This is a genomic window from Pseudonocardia humida (assembly GCF_023898865.1).
Taxonomy (GTDB): Bacteria; Actinomycetota; Actinomycetes; order Mycobacteriales; family Pseudonocardiaceae; genus Pseudonocardia; species Pseudonocardia humida.
Window position 1 is genome coordinate 236,942 of sequence record NZ_JAGSOV010000009.1, and the last position, 16,966, is coordinate 253,907.

The following is a 16,966-nucleotide window of genomic DNA, read 5'->3' on the forward strand; positions in this document are numbered from 1 at the left end:
TCCGCCTCGAATCGTGGGGCCCCGACCGCGCGCACAAGCGGTTCGTCGCGCGGGCAGGTGGTGCGGCCGCTACCCGCTACGGCCTTCCACGTGCTTCTCGAGGCCCTGGTCCAGGAAGTCGATCATCCAGGTGAAGCTGTCGTCGACGTCGGCGTCGAACTGGAAGTTGCCGCCCGCTTCCAGGGTCGCGAACCCGTGCAGGTTGCTGCGCAGCATCCGCAGGGCGTGGATCTCCTGGTCGGGGGCCAACCGGTACCCGTGCAGCATGGCCGCCCAGGAGGCGAGCACCCGTTCGACGGCCGGGACCAGCGGGTCGTCGGGCCCGTTCGGGCGGGCGGCGTTGCCCGCCGCGTACCGGCCGGGGTGGTCGAGCACGTACCTGCGCATCGCCTGCGCGCCTGCGGCGAGGGCGTCGCGGCCTGCCCGCCCCTGGATGGCGTCGCGGATGGCGTCGGCGACCTCGTTCACGGCCAGCACGGCGATCCGGTGGGCGAGGTCGGCCTGACCGGCGACGTGCTTGTAGAGCGACGGGGTCCGGACCCCGAGCCGTTCGGCCAGCAGACCCATGCTGAGCTGGTCGAACCCCACCTCGTCGGCGAGGGCGGCGCCGGCCGCGGTGACCGCCGCCGGGGTGAGCCCGGCCCTAGGCACGGGCCGCCGTCCGGGCCAGGAACGGCAGGACCACCGCGAGCAGCTCCTCGGGGGTCTGTGCGTGCGGGTAGTGACCGGCCCCGTCGATGACGACCAGCTCGCCCAGCCCGGCCGGCAGCTCGGCGACGATCTTCTCGCCCTCGGCGCGCGGATCGGCCCAGTCGGGGTCGAGACCGCCTTCGACCACCAGTACCGGGCACGTGACGTTGGGCAACTGCGCGCCGGCGTCGGTCGGGGCGGACTTGGCCATGGCCTGCAGGGCCTGCATCCGGCCGGGCTCGCCCATCTTCGCCTCGATGCGGGCCAGTTCGCCGTCCCAGTCGGCCGGCTTGGTCGGGTAGGCCAGGTCGAGGTACTTCTTCCAGCTCGACAGGCTCCCGCGCAGCAGCGTCATCATCAGGTGGGTGGACCCGGCCCGGTGGCGCTTCACCCGCACCATCCCGCCCAGGGAGATCGACTGCTTGCGGGTGAACGGCGCCAGCTCGACGATCCCGCTGACCAGCTCGGGTGCCGTGGCCGCCGCGATCGTCGCCGCGCCGCCGCTGATCGACTGGCCGACGATCACCGCCGGGCCGCCGAGGTGGCGCACGACGGCGACCAGGTCGCCGGCGATGTCGGTGCGGCTGTAGCCGTCCCAGCCGAGGCTGGAGTCGCCGCAGCCGCGGATGTCGACGTTCGCGACCCGGTACCCGGCCGAGACCAGGTCCGGGACGAGGAAGCGGTAGGAGTGCCTGCTGTCGCCCATGCCGTGGGCGAGGACGACGAGGGGGCCGTCGCCGGTCACGTCGTAGGCGATGGTGCCGGCGCCGATGCTGAGGTACTCGGTCATGATGTCCTCCGGAGATGCAGCTAATGTTGTTAGCTAAAAAGCTAACCGAATTAGCCTCAGGCGTCAAATCCGCTCGCCGCGCACCTTCCCGGCCGGGGGCACCTCGCGCTCGACCTCGACGGTCGCGGTCGGCGGGTCGGCCTCCTCCGCCGTGCGGCGCACCAGCGTCTCCGGGGCCCGGATCCAGAACACCAGCGCCACCAGCGCCACCGCCCCGGTGACGGCGAAGGCCGAGGAGTAGCCCGCGCTCTCGGCCAGCGCCCCGGCCACCACCGGACCGATGATCGCGCCCATGTCGGCGGCCATCTGGAAGCCGGCCAGCACCGAGCCGCCGCGCGCCCCGGAGCCGATGACGTCGGCGACCGCGGCGTTCATCGGCGGGTTGACCAGCCCGCTGCCCGCCCCGGCCAGCAGGCTGACGACCAGGAACAGCGGCGCGGAGTCGATCATGCCGAGGCACGCCGTGGTGATCCCGGAGACGGCCAGGCCGACCAGCATCGGGGGGCGGCGACCGATCCGGTCGGCGATCCGGCCCGTCACGGTCAGGGTGGCGGCGTTGCCCACCGCGAAGACGGCCAGCGCCACGCCCGCCCACGACTCCGACCGGCCGAGCACCTCGACCACCAGCAGCGGCACCAGCGCGATCCGCACACCGAACACGGCCCAGCCGTTGGCGAAGCTGGCCACCAGCGCGGCCCGGTAGGCGGAGTGGCCGAAGGCGTCGCGGAACCGCGCGGGCGGGGTCTCCACGCCCAGCTCGACGTGGCCCCGACCGGGGCGCAGCAGCAGCGCCGATGCGCCCACGACCACCAGCAGCACCACGGCGTAGACCAGGAACGCCGCGCGCAGGCTGACCACGAGCAGGGCCCCACCGACCAGCGGCCCGACGATGTTGCCCAGCAGGAACCCGGTGGCCCACAGCCCGGTGGCCCGCCCGCGCATGGTCTCCGGGGCGAACCCGATCAGCATGGACAGCGCCGAGACCGTGAACATCGTCGACCCGATGCCCGCCAGCACCCGCAGCACCAGCAGCTGCCAGTACTCGGCGGCGAAGCCGCACCCCGCGGTCGACAGCGAGAGCACGGCGAGCCCGCCCAGGTACACCGGTAGCTCGCCGTAGCGGGTCACGAACCGCCCGCCGAGCGGGGCGAACACCAGCCGCGACAGCGCGAAGATGCTGACCGCGAGCGAGACGGCGGTGACGCCGACGTCGAAGCTGCGGACGAACACCGGCAGCGTGGGGGCGACGATGCCGAAGCCGATCGCGATCAGGAAGGCGGCGACGACCAGGATCCAGATCTGGCGCGGGAGCCGCTCGCGGACGGGTCCGGGAGCGCGGCGGCCGTCCGCCTCGACCACCGTCGGCCTCCTTCGCATTGCTATCGAAGGACTCTACGGGACCACACGGGGACCTCACGGGCGTGGAACGCGTGGCCCAGCCCACAGCCGTCCGCCCGGTCGGGTCTGCCCGGTCAGGCCCGCTCGGCCAGGTCGGCGAGCTCGGACGGCGAGGCGTTGCCCCCGGTGCACACGACGGCGATCGTGCGCCCGGCGAACTCCCCGGGACTTTCCAGCACCGCGGCCAGCGCGGCCGCCCCGGCGCCCTCGGCCAGGGTGTGCGCGTACCCGGCCAGCAGCCGCCGGGCCTGCGCGATCCGCTCGTCGGGGACGAGGTGGAAGTCGGCGAGGCCGGTGCGCATCAGCGCCTGCGGCAGCGCGAACCCCCGCCCGGTGGCCAGGCCCTCCGCCGCGGTGCGGTCGGGCCGGTGCACGCACTCCCCCGCGCGCCAGGAGTCGTGGGCGGCGGGCGAGGCGCTCGACTGCACGCCGATCACCCGGCACCGCGGCGCCAGCTCCGCGGCCACCAACCCGGCCGCCGCGGCGCCGGTGCCGCTGCCCACCGGGACGACGACGGCGTCCAGGTCGGGACGGGCCTCGAAGACCTCCAGGTAGATCGAGCCGACCCCGGCGATCAGCTCCGGGGTGTCGCCGGGCCCGATGAGCAGCCGCCCCTCCCGCTCCGCGACGTCCTGGGCGCGGGCCTGCGCGCCGGCCAGGTCGGCGCCGTCGAGCAGCACGGTCGCCCCGAGCGCGCGCACCGCCCTGACCTTCGCCGGGTTCGCCGCGGCGGGCATGACGACCGTGCACGAGGCCCCGAACACCGCGCAGGCGTAGGCCACGGACTGCGCGTGGTTGCCCGTCGAGAACGTGACCAGGCCGCGGGCCCGCTCGTCCGGGCCCAGCCCGGCCAGCAGCGTGATCCCGCCGCGCACCTTGAACGCCCCGACCGGCTGCACGTTCTCGTGCTTGACGAGCACGTGGGCGCCGACCACCTCGTCGAGCGCCGGGTAGGACCACATGGGGGTCGGTGGCAGGTGCCCGGCCAGCAGCTCACGGGCGCGCAGGATGTCGGCGAAGGTGACCGTCGGGACCATGCCCCCAGCCTGCGGGCGGATCATCCATCGGTCCAATGCCAGTTCTTCGGCTCACCCATCAACCGCATCGATAGATTGTCGGGGTGCTCGACGTGAACCGCCTGCGGGTCCTGGCCGCGCTGGCGCGGTACGGCTCGATGACCGCCGCCGCCCGCGCCCTGCGCTACACCCAGCCCTCGATCAGCCACCACCTCGCCCGGCTCGAAGCCGAGACCGGCAGCCGGCTGGTCCAGCGGGTGGGCCGCGGCGTCCGGCTCACCGAGGCCGGGCAGGTGCTGGCCGGGCGGGCCGAGGAGATCCTGGCCCGGCTCGACGCCGCCGAGGCCGAGCTCGACGCGCTCACCGGGCTCACCGCGGGCCGGGTCCGGCTGGCCGCCTTCCCGTCCGCGCTGGGCACGTTCGTGCCGGTGGCCGCGGCCGCGTTCGCCGCCGAGCACCCCGGCGTCGAGCTGCGCCTGACCGAGGCCGAACCGCCGGACGCCGTGGCCCTGCTGCGCTCGGGCGAGGTCGACGTCGCGGTGCTGTTCGACCACCCCGGCGCACCCGATGACGACGACGGGCTGCGCCGGGTGCCGCTGCTGACCGACCGGCTGCACCTGGTGACCCCGCCCGGCGTCACCGGCGACGAGCCCGCCGACCACGCCGCCCGGCGCTGGATCACCGGCTGCGAGCGCTGCCGCGCGCACCTCGTCCGCTGCTGCGCCGACGCCGGCTTCACCCCCGACATCGCGTTCACCACCGACGACTACGTGGCCGTGCAGGCGCTGGTCGCGGCCGGGCTGGGCGTCACCGTCCTGCCCGGCCTCGCGCTGGCCGCCAGCCGCGACGCCCGGGTGCGGGTGGCCGCGCTGCCCGGGGAGAGCCGCTCGGTGGTCGCCGCGGTGCACGGAGCCGCCCCCGACCCGCCCCCGACGGCCGCCCTGCTCACCCGGCTCCGCGCCGCGGCCGTCGAGGTCGGATAGGCGCCGGAAGCCGGCGGGCCCAGCCCCGACGACCCCGACCGGAACGGCTCACGCGTCCGGCTTCCGCATGTTGTTGATCTGCTCGCGGAGCTTCTCGACGTCCCAGCGGTACTGACCGCTGGCCAGCGTCAGGTCCGGCGTGATCCAGCCCGCCACCACGTACCGCCGCAACGTGCGCGCTGACATCCCCAGCGCCCGCGCAGCGTCGGGCGTCGACACCAGCGGCTGATCAGGCACCCGGGCACGTGAGCCACCCTGACCTGCGGTTCGCCGGCTAGTACACGGGCGTGCTGATCGAGCTGAGCCGACTCCCGGTGACGATCGCGAACATCGAGGCCGACCACACCCGCACCGCTGACGGCTACTGCGCGGCCCGGGGATGCGCGCGTGGCGGCTACAGGGCGCCGACCATCCCCCACCCCTGCTCCACCCGGACACTGGCGGACTCGGCAGCCCGCATCGCCGCCCACCGGGCCGAGCCCCGTCCGAGCACTGGGTAGCCCTGACCGTCGGCGGGCCCGATCTCGCGCGCGGCGGAATGATCGACCAGCGCCCGCACCTTGTCCCTGGGGTGCCCCCGACCTCAACGACCGCGGTCGGCCTGCGCTCGGAGCGCGGTCCCGTCCTGCTCGCCCTCATGGTGTCCACCGGCCTGATCGCCATCGACGCGACCATCCTCGCGACGGCGGTGCCCTCCATCGTGCGCGACGTGGGCGGGTTCGAGCAGTTCCCGTGGCTGTTCTCGGTGTACCTGCTGGCCCAGGCGGTCTCGGTCTCGGTCTACGCCAAGCTCTCCGACACCTTCGGCCGCAAGCCGGTGATGCTGCTGGGGATCGGGCTGTTCCTGCTGGGCAGCGTGCTGTGCGGGCTGGCCTGGAGCATGCCGGCGCTGATCGCGTTCCGGGCGGTGCAGGGCCTTGGCGCCGGGGCGGTGCAGCCGATGGCGATGACGATCGCCGGCGACATCTACACGGTGGCCGAGCGCGCGAAGACCCAGGGCTACCTGGCCAGCGTCTGGGCCGTCTCCTCGGTCGTGGGCCCGACGCTGGGCGGGGTGTTCTCCCAGCTGGGGATCTGGCGGTGGATCTTCTTCGTGAACGTGCCGCTGTGCCTGCTGGCCGCCGGGCTCATCGCCCGCAACTTCCGCGAGACCGTGCAGCGCCGCGAGCACCGCATCGACTACCTCGGCTCGGTGCTGCTGACCAGCGGCATGACGCTGGTCATCCTGGGCGTGCTGGAGGGCGGCCAGGCCTGGGCCTGGGACTCGCCGGCGAGCATCGCCGTCTTCGCCGGCGGCGCCGCCCTGCTGGCGGCGTTCGCGCTGGCCGAGCGCCGGGCCGCGGAGCCGGTCCTGCCGATGTGGGTGTTCCGCAGGCGCCTGCTGGCGACCACGACGCTGCTCGCGCTCGGCGTGGGCGCGATCCTCATCGGCCTGACGTCCTTCGTGCCGACCTACCTGGAGTACTCGCTCGGGGTGCCGCCGCTGGTGGCCGGCCTGGCCCTGGCCGCGCTGACGCTGGGCTGGCCGCTGAGCGCCAGCCTGTCGGGCCGGCTGTACCTGCGCCTGGGCTTCCGGCCGACGGTGCTCGTCGGCCTCGCGCTGGTCGTCGGGGGCACCGGGTCGCTCGCCCTGCTCGCCCACTCCCCCTCGGTCGCCGCCGTGGCGATCAGCTGCTTCCTGACCGGCGCGGGGATGGGCCTGGTCGCCACCCCGTCGATCATCGCCGCGCAGGCCAGCGTCGAGTGGCACGAGCGCGGCGTCGCCACCGGCACCAACATGTTCGCCCGGTCGCTGGGCAGCGCGCTCGGCGCGGCCGCGCTGGGCGCCGTCGCGAACGGGGTGGTCGCGGCGTCCGGCCGACCGGCCACCGACCCGGCCGTCGCGACGGAGTCCGGCGCCGCGGTGTTCCTCGCGGTGCTGGTCGCCGTGGGCGTCACCGTGGTCGCGGGGGTGCTGATGCCGAAGGTGCGCGCCGCGGCGCCCGCACCCGACACCTCACCGACCGGCTGACGCCGCCCGCGCCCGCAGCACGGCGTGCGCCGCGGCGAGCCGCTCGACGTCGGGACGCGCGCGGGCGTCGCCCGCCACGGCGTCGGCCCAGCCGAGCACCCGGGCCAGCCGGTCGTCGTCGCCCGCCTCGACGACCGGCGGCCGGCCCAGCACCACGACCCCGCTCCCGCCGTCCACGCCGACCAGCGCGCCTTCGGCGACCACGCGTCCGCCCACCCGCACGACCCCGTCCTCGACGACCAGGCCCGCCACCCCGACGACGGCCGGCCTGCCCATCGACCGCGCGACGACGGCGGCGTGGCCGGCCGGTCCGCCGCGCGCCGTGACCACCCCGGCGGCGGCCCCGATGCCGTGCACGTCGAGCGGGGAGGTCTCCGGTCGCACCAGGACGACCGGCCCCTCGACGGCCATCCGGACCGCCCCGTCGGCGCTGGTCGCGACCCGGCCGACCGCCACTCCCGGGCACGCGCCCACGCCGCGGGCGAGCACGTCGACCTCGGCGCCGGGCGCGATGCGCGGCACCCGGGCGTCGCGCAGGTGCCGCGCCGACAACCGCAGCAGCGCCTCGTCCCGCCCGATGACGCCCTCGTCGACGAGGTCGGTGGCCACCCGCACAGCCGCGGCCCCACCGGACCCCTCCCGGCGCACCTGCAGGAACCACAGCGCACCGGACTCCACGGTGAGCTCGACCGAGCAGGCGTCCCGGTGGTGGGCCTCGATCCGCTCCAGCGCGCCGCGCAGCTCCGCCCACGCTCCCGGCTCCCGCACGCGCAGCTCGTCGAGGGGCAGGGTCGCGGCCGCGCCCGCCACGGCGTCGTCGCCCTGCCCGCGGAAGACGACCTCGCCGAACGGGCCCGGCTCCCCGGTCGTGGGGTCGCGGCTGAACGCGACCCCGCCCGCGCTGCGGTCGTCGCGGTTGCCGAAGACCATCGCCTGCACGACGACCGCGGTCCCGAGGTCGTGCGGGATGCCGTGCAGCGTGCGGTAGGTCCGGGCGCGCGGCGAGTCCCAGGAGGCGAACACCGCCCCGACCGCCCGCTCCAGCTGCTCGACGGCGTCGTCCGGGAGATGCGCCACGCCGGCGGCGGCGGAACTGGCCAGGAAGCGCCGCCGCGAGTCGAGCGCGAAGCCGGGGTCCCCGGTCTCGGCGGCCAGCGCGCCCGTCGCCGCGGTGGTGAGCCCGAGGCCCAGGACGGTGCTCATCATCCCGGGCATCGACACCTCGGCCCCGGACCGGACCGACACCGCCAGCGGCGGCACCCCGCCCAGCCGGCGTCCGGTGGCGGCTTCCACCCCGGCGACGGCGGCGACCAGCTCCTCGCGCAACCCGGCGGGCGGGCGCCCGTCGCGGCGGAACGCCCGGCACGCCGCGGTGGTGACGACGAACCCCTCCGGGACGGGCAGGCCGAGGCGCCGCAGGAGCACCAGCCCGCCCGCCTTGGCCCCGATGACCCCGACCGGATCGGCCAGGTCGGCGGCCAGCGGGCGGACCCACCTCACCGCGGGATGCCCAGCGTGACCAGCAGGTCTTCGTGCAGCTGGAACCACACGGTGTGGTAGGCCTCCAGGTCGTCCACGAAGTACTGCCGCTCCCCCGCCCCGACCCGGGCCACGGCGCCGCCCAGGCGGGTCGCGTACCGCCCGAACCGGGGGAGCACCGCCGCCAGCTCCGCGCACACGGCATCGGCCCGCGGCGCGAACTCGTCTAGCAGGCCCAGGACGCGGTCGTCGTAGGCGGCGTCGGCGTGGTCGTTCGGGACGATCGCCCCGTCGACGGAGCGCGTCTGCCACGCGGTGCAGAGCTCGAGCAGCTCCTGGTTCAGCCCCAGGAAGCGGTCGTAGACCCCGGCCACGACCTCCCGGGCGCCCGCGGCGTCCAGCTCGGCGGCGACGCGGGCGGCGTCGGCGGCCTTGCCCGCCGGGGTGATGGTCCATCCACCGAACGGGCCCCTGTCGTGCGTGACCAGCCCGGCGACGGCCAGGTCGATCAGCTCCGACTCGGCGTCGGCCTCGGCGAGGCCGGCCGCCGTCGCGACGCGGCCTGCTTCCGCGGACCCGATGCAGCGCAGCGCATGCAGCACGGCCGATTCAGATGTCATCATCATCTGAATGACCGTAGCATCGTCGGAGTGGAGCCGATCCGGCTCGAAGCGCTGCGACTGCTCACGTTCGCCCGCACCTGCGGCACGCCCCGCGGCGACGCAGGTGGTAGGCCAGCGTCGCGGCGCCGAGCGCCACGCCCCACACCACCCACAGCGCGCTCGGCAGGTTGAGCCCCCAGGAGTCGGCGCTGAACCCGGCGCGCACGTTCATCAACCCGGCCGGGACCAGGACGACCGCGACGATCGCGGCCGGGACGACGGCCAGGGCGGGCGGAACCGGGCGACCGGCGCGGAACCGGACCCAGCGCGGGTAGACCTCCCCCCAGCGCCGCACCAGGCCGTGGGTGAGGACCCCGCCCAGCGCCGAGGCGATCGCGCAGCCGAGCCCGACCTCCAGCATCCCCGGGGTGCCCTGCATCATCCGCAGGAAGTCGTCGCTGATGCCCAGCGGGAAGCCGAGGTACCACGCGATCCGGGTGACCTCGTAGGGCAGCGGCGCGAGGAGGGCCACCACCACCGCCCACCGGCCCCACCGGAGCAGCGCCGCGGGCGACGGGCCCCGCCCGTGGGTCCCGTCGCGGCGGCCGCAGTGCGCGCAGGCCCCCCGGGTCCGGCGCTGGTGGGCGAGGGTGGCCGCGGCCCAGAGCAGCCCGCCGACGAACAGCACGACCAGGTTGGTCCGGTGCCAGTACAGGATGTCGCCCAGGCCGTCCTGGTCGCCCGGAATCCCGGTGAACGCGAAGACGGCCAGCACCGGCGCGAACGCCAGCAGCGCGAGCAGCGAGTAGTCCGGCACGACGAGGGTCAGCCCCGCCGCCACCGTCCAGCCGAACACCAGCACCGCCGTCCGCGGCCACCCGCTCCCGGCCCGCCTCGCCGTCACCAGTCCGACGACGCCGCCGAGCAGGCCGAGCACGGCCATGACCGGCGCGACCACGCCGACCGGCGCCCCTTCGAGCACGGACCCCGAGGCGCGGTCCGGGTCGACCGGGGCGAACGGGAACCCGTCGCCGCCCAGCGACCAGTGCAGCCCGAGGCCGCCGTACGCGAACGACCACACGGCCGCCGCGCGCCCCGACCAGGCAGGCCAGTCCGACATCGCGCGGAACACCCAGGCGGTGCGGACCGCCGGTCGTCGTCGAACCCCTGGAGCGGACATGCCCCGAGCGTCGTCGGCGCCGGACCTCGCCACCCCCCGCCGCGGGGGGACCCGGATCCCCCGGCGGAGGGACCGGGCACGGCCCGTCGACGCGCGGCAGGATGACCGGATGGGGTTGCGGATCATGACCTGGAACCTGTGGTGGCGGTTCGGCCCGCAGTGGCGCGCGCGCCAGGCCGCCATCGCGCACACCCTGCGCGCGGTCGATCCCGACGTCGTCGCCCTGCAGGAGGTGTGGGGCACCGACGCCACGACCCAGGCGCACGAGCTGGCCCGGCCGCCGGGCCTGCACGCCGCGTTCACCCCGACGTCGCTGCCCCCGGCGCCCGTCCCACCGGAGCACCCCGACCAGGACGGGGTCCGGGTCGGTCTGGGCCTGCTCAGCCGGTGGCCGATCACCCGGTGGCGGGCCGTCCCGATGCCGGCCCGGTACCGCGACACCGCCCCGACCACCCTGCTCGCCGAACTGGCCCACCCGGACGGCCCGCTGCGCGTCGCCGTGACCTGCCTGGAGTGGGAGCCGGAGTTCGACGCGGACCGGCACGCGCAGGCCGAGGCCCTGGCCGCGGTGGCGACCGATCCGGCGCTGGACGGCCCGCTGCCGGTGCTGGTGGCCGGCGACCTCAACGCCGCCCCGGACAGCCCGGTGCTCCGGCCGCTGAACGCCGTCCTGACCGACGCCTGGACGGCCGGCGGTGGCGACCCGGCCGCGGTCACCCTCAGCTCGGCGCACCCGCACGCGCCGCTGGAGGCCGCCGAGCTGATCGACCAGCGGATAGACCACGTGCTGGTCCGACCGGGCCGGCCGGGGCAGCGGGTGAGCGTGGGGCGGGCCGAGCTGGCCGGGCACCCGGTCGACGGGCTGGACCCGTCGGACCACCTGGCCGTCGTGTGCGATTTGGAGTGGTCCGCACCGGGCTGATCCGCGCGGCCGGCACGATCGCCGGGCGCGCTCTACCCGGCCCCGCGCACGTGGGCGTCGAGGTTGGCCAGCGTCGAGGCGAAGGCCGCCGCGTGGTCCGCGCTGCTGATGCCGTCGGGGACGTCGGTCGCCGTCACCGTGACGCGGGCGCCGCCGTCGACCGCCTCGACCGCCCACGTCATCGTCATGGTCCCGGTGAACCGCGGGTCGTCGGAGACGAAGTCGACCTCCTCCACGACCCGGTGCGGCGCCTGCACGGCGGCGAACCGGACCTCGGCGACGTCGGTGTTCTCCTCGGACTTGCCCACCACGGAGGTGTCGTCGTAGGTGAGGACCATGCGGTAGCCGCCGCCGGTGCGGGCGTCGAACCACTCGAACCGCCCGGTCATGCCCGTCGGTGGCAGCCACGCGGCGCGGGCGTCGGCGTCGACGAGTGCCGCGAACACCGCCTCCGGCGCGGCGGCGATCACGATGTCGGCGGAGTCGGTGTGGGGCACGGCCGCGACGCTATCGCCCGTCCCCGACAGGACCCGGTCCCGACCGCAACCCGGTGGACCGGGTGGTGTTCGGTCACGAGCTCGTCCCGGCCGTGCGGGCGGTGATCAGCCAGCAGGCGGAGGGGTAGCGCACGCCCCGGCCGGGCCGGTGGTGCGCGGCGACGTCGGCGCGGAGGCGGTCGACGGCCCGGGCGCGGACCCGGGGGTCCTGACCGGCGAGCAGGCCGGCGTGCTGGGCGGTCAGGAAGGCCATGGCGTCCGCGGGATCGGTGCCGAGGTGCATGGGCTCCTCGACGGGCTCGATGCGGATGGCGGTGCAGCCGGCGTCGGTGAGCACGGCGCGGGCCCGGGCGGGATCGGACAGGGAGAGCGGGCCCGGGCGGCCGTCCGCTGGCGGCTGCGGGGTGTCCCGGTCGGGGGTCAGCGCATCGGCGACGCGGTGCATGAACGGGTTGCGCCCGAAACCCTGCCAAACCAGCAGCGCGAAGCGGCCGCCGGGGCGCAGCGCGGCCCCGAGGTTCGCGAACGCCGCCACGGGGTCGTCGAAGAACATCGCGCCGTGCCGGCTGATCACGACGTCCGCCCCGGCCGGGGGGAAGGGGTGGACCTGGGCGTCGGCCCGGGTGAACGCGACCGTGCGGAGGCCCTCGGCAGCCGCGCGGCTGCGGGCGAGGTCGAGCATCCGCGTCGAGAGGTCGACGCCGTGGGCGCTGCCCGTCGGGCCGACGCGGCGGGCGGCGGCCCGGGTGGTGTGCCCGGTGCCGCAGCCGACCTCGAGGACGCGCTCGCCGGGGCTGAGCGCGGCGGCGCGCTCCAGGGCGGGGTCGTAGGCGGCCACGCCCCGGTCGAACCGGTCGGCGTGCTCGGCCCAGAACGCCCCGGTCGCGCCGTCCCACGCCTGCTGCTGAGCGGTGTTCGCCGCCGTCGGGATCTCGGTCATGCCCGGGATCCTGGCGACCGGGGCCGCAGCACCCGGCGATCCTTGCGGGATCTGCAAACCTGGGGCGTGTGGGAGATCGGGACGTCGAACGGGTGGTCGCGGGGGTCGGCGCGCGGCTGCGGGAGCGCCGGCTGGACGCTGGCCTGTCGCTGGCCGACCTGGCCGCCGAGCTCGGGGTCTCGAGCAGCACCGTCTCCCGGCTCGAGACCGGACGCCGGACCCCGACCCTGGATCTGCTGCTGCCGCTGGCCCGGCGCTACCGGGTCACGCTCGACGAGCTCGTCGACGCCCCGGCCACGGCCGACCCCCGCACCCACCCCCGCCCGCGGACGCGCGCGGGGATGACCGCGCTGCCGCTGCACCTCGGGCCGGGCCTGCAGGCGTTCAAGAACACCCTCGCCGCCGGCCCCGCCGACGCGGCCATCCCGCTGCGGTCGCACCCGGGCTACCACTGGCTCTACGTGCTCCGCGGCGCTCTGCGCGTCGTCCTCGGCGGTGCCGACTTCCCGGTGCGCGCCGGGGAGTCGCTGGAGATCACCGACACCCACGTCCCGCACGGCTTCGGCAACGCCGAGCCCGCCCCGGTGGAGTTCATCAGCATCCTCTCCGCGACGCCCACCGCGATCCGCCACCGACGGCCGTCCCCGGAGACGGGGGGTTGATCAGGGGCCGTGAGCAGTCCTGACCGACCACGAACGAAGCGGCGGCGCCACCCGGGGGTGACGCCGCCGCTGCGGTCTCGGTGGAGGTGCCGGGAATCGAACCCGGGTCCTCCGTTGCTTCACTTGGGCTTCTCCGTGCGCAGTCCGCTGTGCCTCTACTCGGATCCACCGGTCACGCGGACGAGCCGGTGTGACGATCCCAGTCGCTGTTCGATGTCCCCGCCCACCCCGCGACCGGGTGGACAGGTGAGACCCCCTAGCTGATGCCGGCGACCGGGTCGGGGATCACACCCGGGCCGACAGACTTCTTACTCGCTCAGGCGGCGAGGGCGAAGTCAGTGCGCTTATCAGCGGCACTTGTTTTTTTGCGACGCATGGTTTTCGAGATCATCGTCGCCTTCCTCGGCACGCTTCCCCAAGATCAACATCCGGAGTCGAAACCGTTCACCCCCTCGACGCCCGCGGTCGGGCGCCCGGTCAGCATAACGCCGAGCGGCCCCGCCTTCATCCCGGATACCGGAAGGATGCGGGGCCGGCGCGGCCCGGGGTCAGCTGCGGCCCAGGATGCGGTCGGCGAAGGTGCGCACCGGGCTCTGGTGCTGCTCGGTGGCCTGCGGGTCGGCCGCCTCGTCGCGGTCGTGACGGGCGGTCGGGTCCGTGGCGCCGGTGGCGCTGCGGTCCTTGGCGCGGACGAACTCGCCGACGGTGCCCCGCCGCTCCGCGGGCTCGTCGGCCGGGGTCGAGCGCTGCAGGGGAACGGCGGCGGGCCCGGTCGTGGGCGCGGGCGCAGTGGGGGTGGGGGTGGGGTCGTCGGCCGCGGGGCGCGGCTTCAGCATGCCCGCGGCGGCACCGCCGACGATCGGCTCGGGGCGCCGGTAGTCGTGGTGGCGCGGGCGCTCGTCGGGCCGGGGGGCATCGTCGCGGGTGTCGTCGTGCGCGCCGTCGCGGGCATCGGTGGCGGCGGGCTGCAGCTCCCGGGCAGGAGCGGGGCCACCGGCGACGGCGGGGTGCTGCTGGTCGGGCTGCGGGGTGTCGAACTCGTGGTCGGGGTCGAGCTCCTCGGCCCTGGCCTGCTGCTCGCGGGCGACCTCGCGGTCGTGGCGGGCCATCGCGGCCAGCTCCTCGGCCTGGGCCTGCTCGGCCTTCGCGCGCTCGGCGCGCTCGCGGGCCTCGGTCTCCAGGCGGGCGGCGCTGGCCGTGCGGGCCTCGGCCTCGCGGCGGGCCTGGGCGGCCTCCAGCCGGCGCTGGCTCGGACTGCGCCTGCGGAAGATCATCACTGCCGCCACGACGATGGCGACCAGCAGCACCAGCACGACTATCGCGACGATTTGCCCGGTGGTCATGGCGGCGGGTACCCGGATGTGTACCCGCTCACACGGCCACCTCGCCGCCGCTCGAGCAGAGCTGCTGTGTTGGATGGTTCGCTCGCGAGCTCGCTCACACTCCGAGCAGAGCCGCCGGGTTGTCGTGCAGGACGGCGCGGGCGAAGCCGGCGCCGAGGCGGTCGTCGGCCGCGGCCCACCCGGCCACCGCGGCCACCTGCTCGGCGTAGGGGTACGGGATGTTCGGGAAGTCCGAGCCGAAGACGACCCGGTCGGCCACGTCGGCCAGCCGCGACGGCCAGTCGGCGGGCAGCGGGGCGATGCGCTCGCTGAACGCCGGCCCGACCATCGTGGTGTCGAGGTGCACGTCCGGGTACCGGTGCACGAGGTCGAGAGCGCCCAGGTAGTCGGGCATCCCGGAGTGCGCCAGCACCACGCGCAGCCGGGGGTGCTGGGCGAGCACCTCGGCGAACACGCCCAGGCCCGTGTACTCGCCGGGGAGCGGGCCGTCCCCGCAGTGCACGACGGCGGGCACGCGCGCGTCGGCCAGCAGGCCCCATGCCGGGCGCAGCAGCGGGTCGCGCGGGTCGAACCCACCCACCTGCACGTGCACCTTCACCACCCGGGCCCCGGCCGAGACCGCGGCGCCCAGGTAGTCGACGACGTCGGGTTCGGGGTAGAGCGTCGCCGTCGGCACCGCGCCCGGCGTGCGCTCGGCGAAGCCGGTGACCCACTCGGTGAGCCAGCGGGCCATGCCGGGCTTGTGCGGGTAGGTCAGCGGCGCGTACGCCCGCACGCCCAGCCCACGCAGCGTCTCGACGCGCTCCGGCTCGGGCGTGCGGTAGTGCACCGGCCACCCGGTGCCGTAGTTCTCCGCGCCCTGGTCGAAGTACGCCCAGACCTTGCGCAGGACCCGTTCGGGCAGGAAGTGCACGTGGACGTCGACGATGCCCGGGACGCCGAGGTCGGCCAGGAACCTGGGCACGTCGACGTCGTCGACCGGCGGCGGCGGGACCACGACCGCGGCCGTCACCGCACCTCCCGCATCCGCCCCTTGGCCGCCCGGCCGAACGCCCGCTGGACGTCGCGGTCGGCGTCGCGGCGGGCCAGGTCCTGGCGCTTGTCGAAGGTGCGCTTGCCGCGGGCCAGCGCCAGCTCGCACTTGACCTTGCCGTTGGCGAAGTACAGCGACAGCGGCACCAGCGTCGCCCCGCCCTCGCGGGTCTTGCCGATCAGCCGCTCGATCTCCTTGCGGTGCAGCAGGAGCTTGCGGGTGCGGCGCGGCTCGTGGTTCGTCCAGCTGCCGTGGGTGTACTCCGGGATGTGCAGCCCGCGCAGCCAGACCTCGCCGTCGTCCACGGTGGCGTACGCGTCGACCAGCGAGGCCCGGCCCAACCGCAGGCTCTTGACCTCGGTGCCGACCAGCGCGACGCCCGCCTCGTAGGTGTCGATCACCGCGTAGTCGTGCCGCGCCCGGCGGTTCTGCGCGATCACCTTGCGGCCCTGCTCCTTCACCTGCCCAGCCTACGCGGACGGGGTCGGCGGAGTCGTCCGCTATGGACGGGCCCGACTACAGGCGCACGTAGAGGCGCAGCGTCGCGTAGCCGGTGACGCTGGCGATGGCCGCGCCGATCATCACCAGGATCGGCGAGACCCAGATGATGTCGGCCACCTCGACCGGCGGCACGACCCCGTTCGAGACGATGCCGCTGAGCAGCTGGTCGATGAACAGGAACTTGCCGACCACCAGTCCGCCGACCGCGATCAGCGCGCCGACCACACCGGTGACCACCGCCTCGATGAGGAACGGCAGCTGTGTGTACCAGCGCGTCGCCCCCACCAGGCGCATCACGCCGACCTCCGTGCGCCGGGTGAACGCCGAGACCTGCACCGTGTTGGAGATCAGCAGCAGCGCGGCGATGGCCTGCACGACGGCCAGCCCGAAGGTGACGTCGCGGACCCCGCCGAGGAAGTCGAACAGCCGGGCCACGACCTCCCGCTGGTCGATCACGTTGCGCACGCCGACCTGCCCGGTCGTGGCCTGGCGCACGGCCTGCGCCCCGGTCTCCTGGTCGTTGAGCCGCACCCGCAGCGTCGAGGGCAGCGACTGCGGGCGGACCAGGTCGGCCAGCGCCTGGCCCTTGAACAGCTGCAGGTAGCGCTCGTAGGCCTGCTGCTGGTTCTCGTAGCGCACCGACTCGACCTGGGGCAGCGCCTCCAACTTCGAGCGCAGCGCGGTGCAGACCGCCTGTGCGCAGTCGGTGTCGGCGGCCGAGACGTCCGAGGTGAGCGCGACCTGCACCTCGACCCGGTCGCTGTAGAGCTGCTCCGTGCGGTCGATCGTGCGCACGGCCAGCAGCCCGGTGCCGACCAGGCCCAGCGAGATCGCGGTGGTCAGCACCATCGCGATCGTCATCGTGACGTTGCGCCGCAGGCCGGTGAAGACCTCGCGGGCGACGAAGTCGGTTCTCACG

General features: G+C 75.2%; 18 protein-coding genes and 1 other RNA gene. 4 read left to right on the plus strand and 15 right to left on the minus strand.

The window, feature by feature from the left end:
* Nucleotides 1–69: 69 nt before the first annotated feature.
* The 4 genes from KDL28_RS03745 to KDL28_RS03760 form a co-directional block, all read right to left on the minus strand.
* Nucleotides 70–651, minus strand: coding sequence for a TetR-like C-terminal domain-containing protein (locus tag KDL28_RS03745; RefSeq protein ID WP_252435759.1), 582 nt, complete (start codon nucleotides 649–651; stop codon nucleotides 70–72).
* On the minus strand, nucleotides 644–1,480 hold the full coding sequence (locus KDL28_RS03750; protein ID WP_252435760.1) for an alpha/beta fold hydrolase: 837 nt from the start codon (nucleotides 1,478–1,480) through the stop codon (nucleotides 644–646). The genes KDL28_RS03745 and KDL28_RS03750 overlap by 8 nt, the downstream gene beginning before the upstream one ends.
* Before the next feature lie 63 nt (nucleotides 1,481–1,543).
* Complete coding sequence (locus KDL28_RS03755; RefSeq protein WP_252435761.1) at nucleotides 1,544–2,839, minus strand: MFS transporter; 1,296 nt, start codon at nucleotides 2,837–2,839, stop codon at nucleotides 1,544–1,546.
* Nucleotides 2,840–2,952: 113 nt separating this feature from the next.
* On the minus strand, nucleotides 2,953–3,915 hold the full coding sequence (locus KDL28_RS03760; protein WP_252435762.1) for a threonine ammonia-lyase: 963 nt from the start codon (nucleotides 3,913–3,915) through the stop codon (nucleotides 2,953–2,955).
* An 83-nt stretch (nucleotides 3,916–3,998) separates the two neighbouring features.
* On the opposite strand from KDL28_RS03760, the gene KDL28_RS03765 reads away from it, so the two are divergent.
* On the plus strand, nucleotides 3,999–4,877 hold the full coding sequence (locus KDL28_RS03765) for a LysR family transcriptional regulator (protein ID WP_252435763.1): 879 nt from the start codon (nucleotides 3,999–4,001) through the stop codon (nucleotides 4,875–4,877).
* A gap of 48 nt (nucleotides 4,878–4,925) precedes the next feature.
* Here the strand turns inward: KDL28_RS03765 and KDL28_RS03770 are convergent, their stop codons facing one another.
* On the minus strand, nucleotides 4,926–5,114 hold the full coding sequence (locus KDL28_RS03770) for a MerR family transcriptional regulator (RefSeq protein ID WP_252435764.1): 189 nt from the start codon (nucleotides 5,112–5,114) through the stop codon (nucleotides 4,926–4,928).
* Nucleotides 5,115–5,448: 334 nt separating this feature from the next.
* On the opposite strand from KDL28_RS03770, the gene KDL28_RS03775 reads away from it, so the two are divergent.
* Nucleotides 5,449–6,888 carry an MFS transporter gene (locus KDL28_RS03775; protein ID WP_252435765.1) on the plus strand — a complete coding sequence of 480 codons (1,440 nt, stop codon included), beginning with the start codon at nucleotides 5,449–5,451 and terminating at the stop codon, nucleotides 6,886–6,888.
* Here the strand turns inward: KDL28_RS03775 and KDL28_RS03780 are convergent.
* The 3 genes from KDL28_RS03780 to KDL28_RS03790 form a co-directional block, all read right to left on the minus strand.
* Entirely contained in the window at nucleotides 6,874–8,388 is a 1,515-nt protein-coding gene (locus tag KDL28_RS03780; RefSeq protein ID WP_252435766.1) for a PEP/pyruvate-binding domain-containing protein, read from the minus strand. The genes KDL28_RS03775 and KDL28_RS03780 overlap by 15 nt on opposite strands.
* Nucleotides 8,385–8,987: a transcriptional regulator gene (locus KDL28_RS03785; protein WP_252435767.1), complete on the minus strand. Its 603-nt coding sequence runs from the start codon at nucleotides 8,985–8,987 to the stop codon at nucleotides 8,385–8,387. Before KDL28_RS03785 ends, KDL28_RS03780 begins: the two co-directional genes overlap by 4 nt.
* A 64-nt stretch (nucleotides 8,988–9,051) precedes the next feature.
* Complete coding sequence (locus tag KDL28_RS03790; protein WP_252435768.1) at nucleotides 9,052–10,149, minus strand: hypothetical protein; 1,098 nt, start codon at nucleotides 10,147–10,149, stop codon at nucleotides 9,052–9,054.
* 109 nt (nucleotides 10,150–10,258) lie between these two features.
* On the opposite strand from KDL28_RS03790, the gene KDL28_RS03795 reads away from it, so the two are divergent.
* Nucleotides 10,259–11,071 (plus strand): endonuclease/exonuclease/phosphatase family protein, encoded by an 813-nt coding sequence (locus KDL28_RS03795; protein ID WP_252435769.1) that lies wholly within the window; start codon nucleotides 10,259–10,261, stop codon nucleotides 11,069–11,071.
* Nucleotides 11,072–11,103: 32 nt separating this feature from the next.
* Here KDL28_RS03795 and KDL28_RS03800 read toward each other — a convergent pair whose 3' ends face one another.
* Both KDL28_RS03800 and KDL28_RS03805 read right to left on the minus strand, forming a co-directional pair.
* Nucleotides 11,104–11,568: an SRPBCC domain-containing protein gene (locus tag KDL28_RS03800; protein WP_252435770.1), complete on the minus strand. Its 465-nt coding sequence runs from the start codon at nucleotides 11,566–11,568 to the stop codon at nucleotides 11,104–11,106.
* Nucleotides 11,569–11,641: 73 nt separating this feature from the next.
* On the minus strand, nucleotides 11,642–12,508 hold the full coding sequence (locus KDL28_RS03805) for a class I SAM-dependent methyltransferase (protein WP_252435771.1): 867 nt from the start codon (nucleotides 12,506–12,508) through the stop codon (nucleotides 11,642–11,644).
* A gap of 68 nt (nucleotides 12,509–12,576) precedes the next feature.
* Between KDL28_RS03805 and KDL28_RS03810 the strand changes: the two genes are divergently transcribed.
* Nucleotides 12,577–13,170: a helix-turn-helix domain-containing protein gene (locus tag KDL28_RS03810; protein ID WP_252435772.1), complete on the plus strand. Its 594-nt coding sequence runs from the start codon at nucleotides 12,577–12,579 to the stop codon at nucleotides 13,168–13,170.
* A 78-nt stretch (nucleotides 13,171–13,248) separates the two neighbouring features.
* Here KDL28_RS03810 and ssrA read toward each other — a convergent pair.
* From ssrA to ftsX, 5 genes are all read right to left on the minus strand, one after another.
* Nucleotides 13,249–13,622: a transfer-messenger RNA gene (gene ssrA, locus KDL28_RS03815) on the minus strand.
* Between the two features lie 96 nt (nucleotides 13,623–13,718).
* A complete protein-coding gene (locus KDL28_RS03820) occupies nucleotides 13,719–14,513 on the minus strand; it encodes a hypothetical protein (RefSeq protein WP_252435773.1) in 795 nt (264 codons plus the stop codon).
* 94 nt (nucleotides 14,514–14,607) lie between these two features.
* Entirely contained in the window at nucleotides 14,608–15,525 is a 918-nt protein-coding gene (locus tag KDL28_RS03825) for an amidohydrolase family protein (RefSeq protein WP_252435774.1), read from the minus strand.
* The gene (gene smpB / locus KDL28_RS03830; protein WP_252435775.1) at nucleotides 15,522–16,007 is read right to left on the minus strand and encodes an SsrA-binding protein SmpB; all 486 of its coding nucleotides are present in this window, start codon (nucleotides 16,005–16,007) and stop codon (nucleotides 15,522–15,524) included. The genes KDL28_RS03825 and smpB overlap by 4 nt, the downstream gene beginning before the upstream one ends.
* Nucleotides 16,008–16,062: 55 nt before the next feature.
* A complete protein-coding gene (gene ftsX / locus KDL28_RS03835) occupies nucleotides 16,063–16,965 on the minus strand; it encodes a permease-like cell division protein FtsX (RefSeq protein WP_252435776.1) in 903 nt (300 codons plus the stop codon).
* Between the last annotated feature and the right edge of the window lies 1 nt (nucleotide 16,966).

Bases quoted from the DNA above. Each gene is read 5' to 3' on its own strand.
- KDL28_RS03750 (WP_252435760.1), bottom strand. From the start codon at position 1,480: ATGACCGAGTACCTCAGCATCGGCGCCGGCACCATCGCCTACGACGTG.
- KDL28_RS03760 (WP_252435762.1), bottom strand. From the start codon at position 3,915: ATGGTCCCGACGGTCACCTTCGCCGACATCCTGCGCGCCCGTGAGCTG.
- KDL28_RS03785 (WP_252435767.1), bottom strand. From the start codon at position 8,987: ATGACATCTGAATCGGCCGTGCTGCATGCGCTGCGCTGCATCGGGTCC.
- KDL28_RS03790 (WP_252435768.1), bottom strand. From the start codon at position 10,149: ATGTCCGCTCCAGGGGTTCGACGACGACCGGCGGTCCGCACCGCCTGG.
- KDL28_RS03795 (WP_252435769.1), top strand. From the start codon at position 10,259: ATGGGGTTGCGGATCATGACCTGGAACCTGTGGTGGCGGTTCGGCCCG.
- KDL28_RS03805 (WP_252435771.1), bottom strand. From the start codon at position 12,508: ATGACCGAGATCCCGACGGCGGCGAACACCGCTCAGCAGCAGGCGTGG.
- KDL28_RS03820 (WP_252435773.1), bottom strand. From the start codon at position 14,513: ATGACCACCGGGCAAATCGTCGCGATAGTCGTGCTGGTGCTGCTGGTC.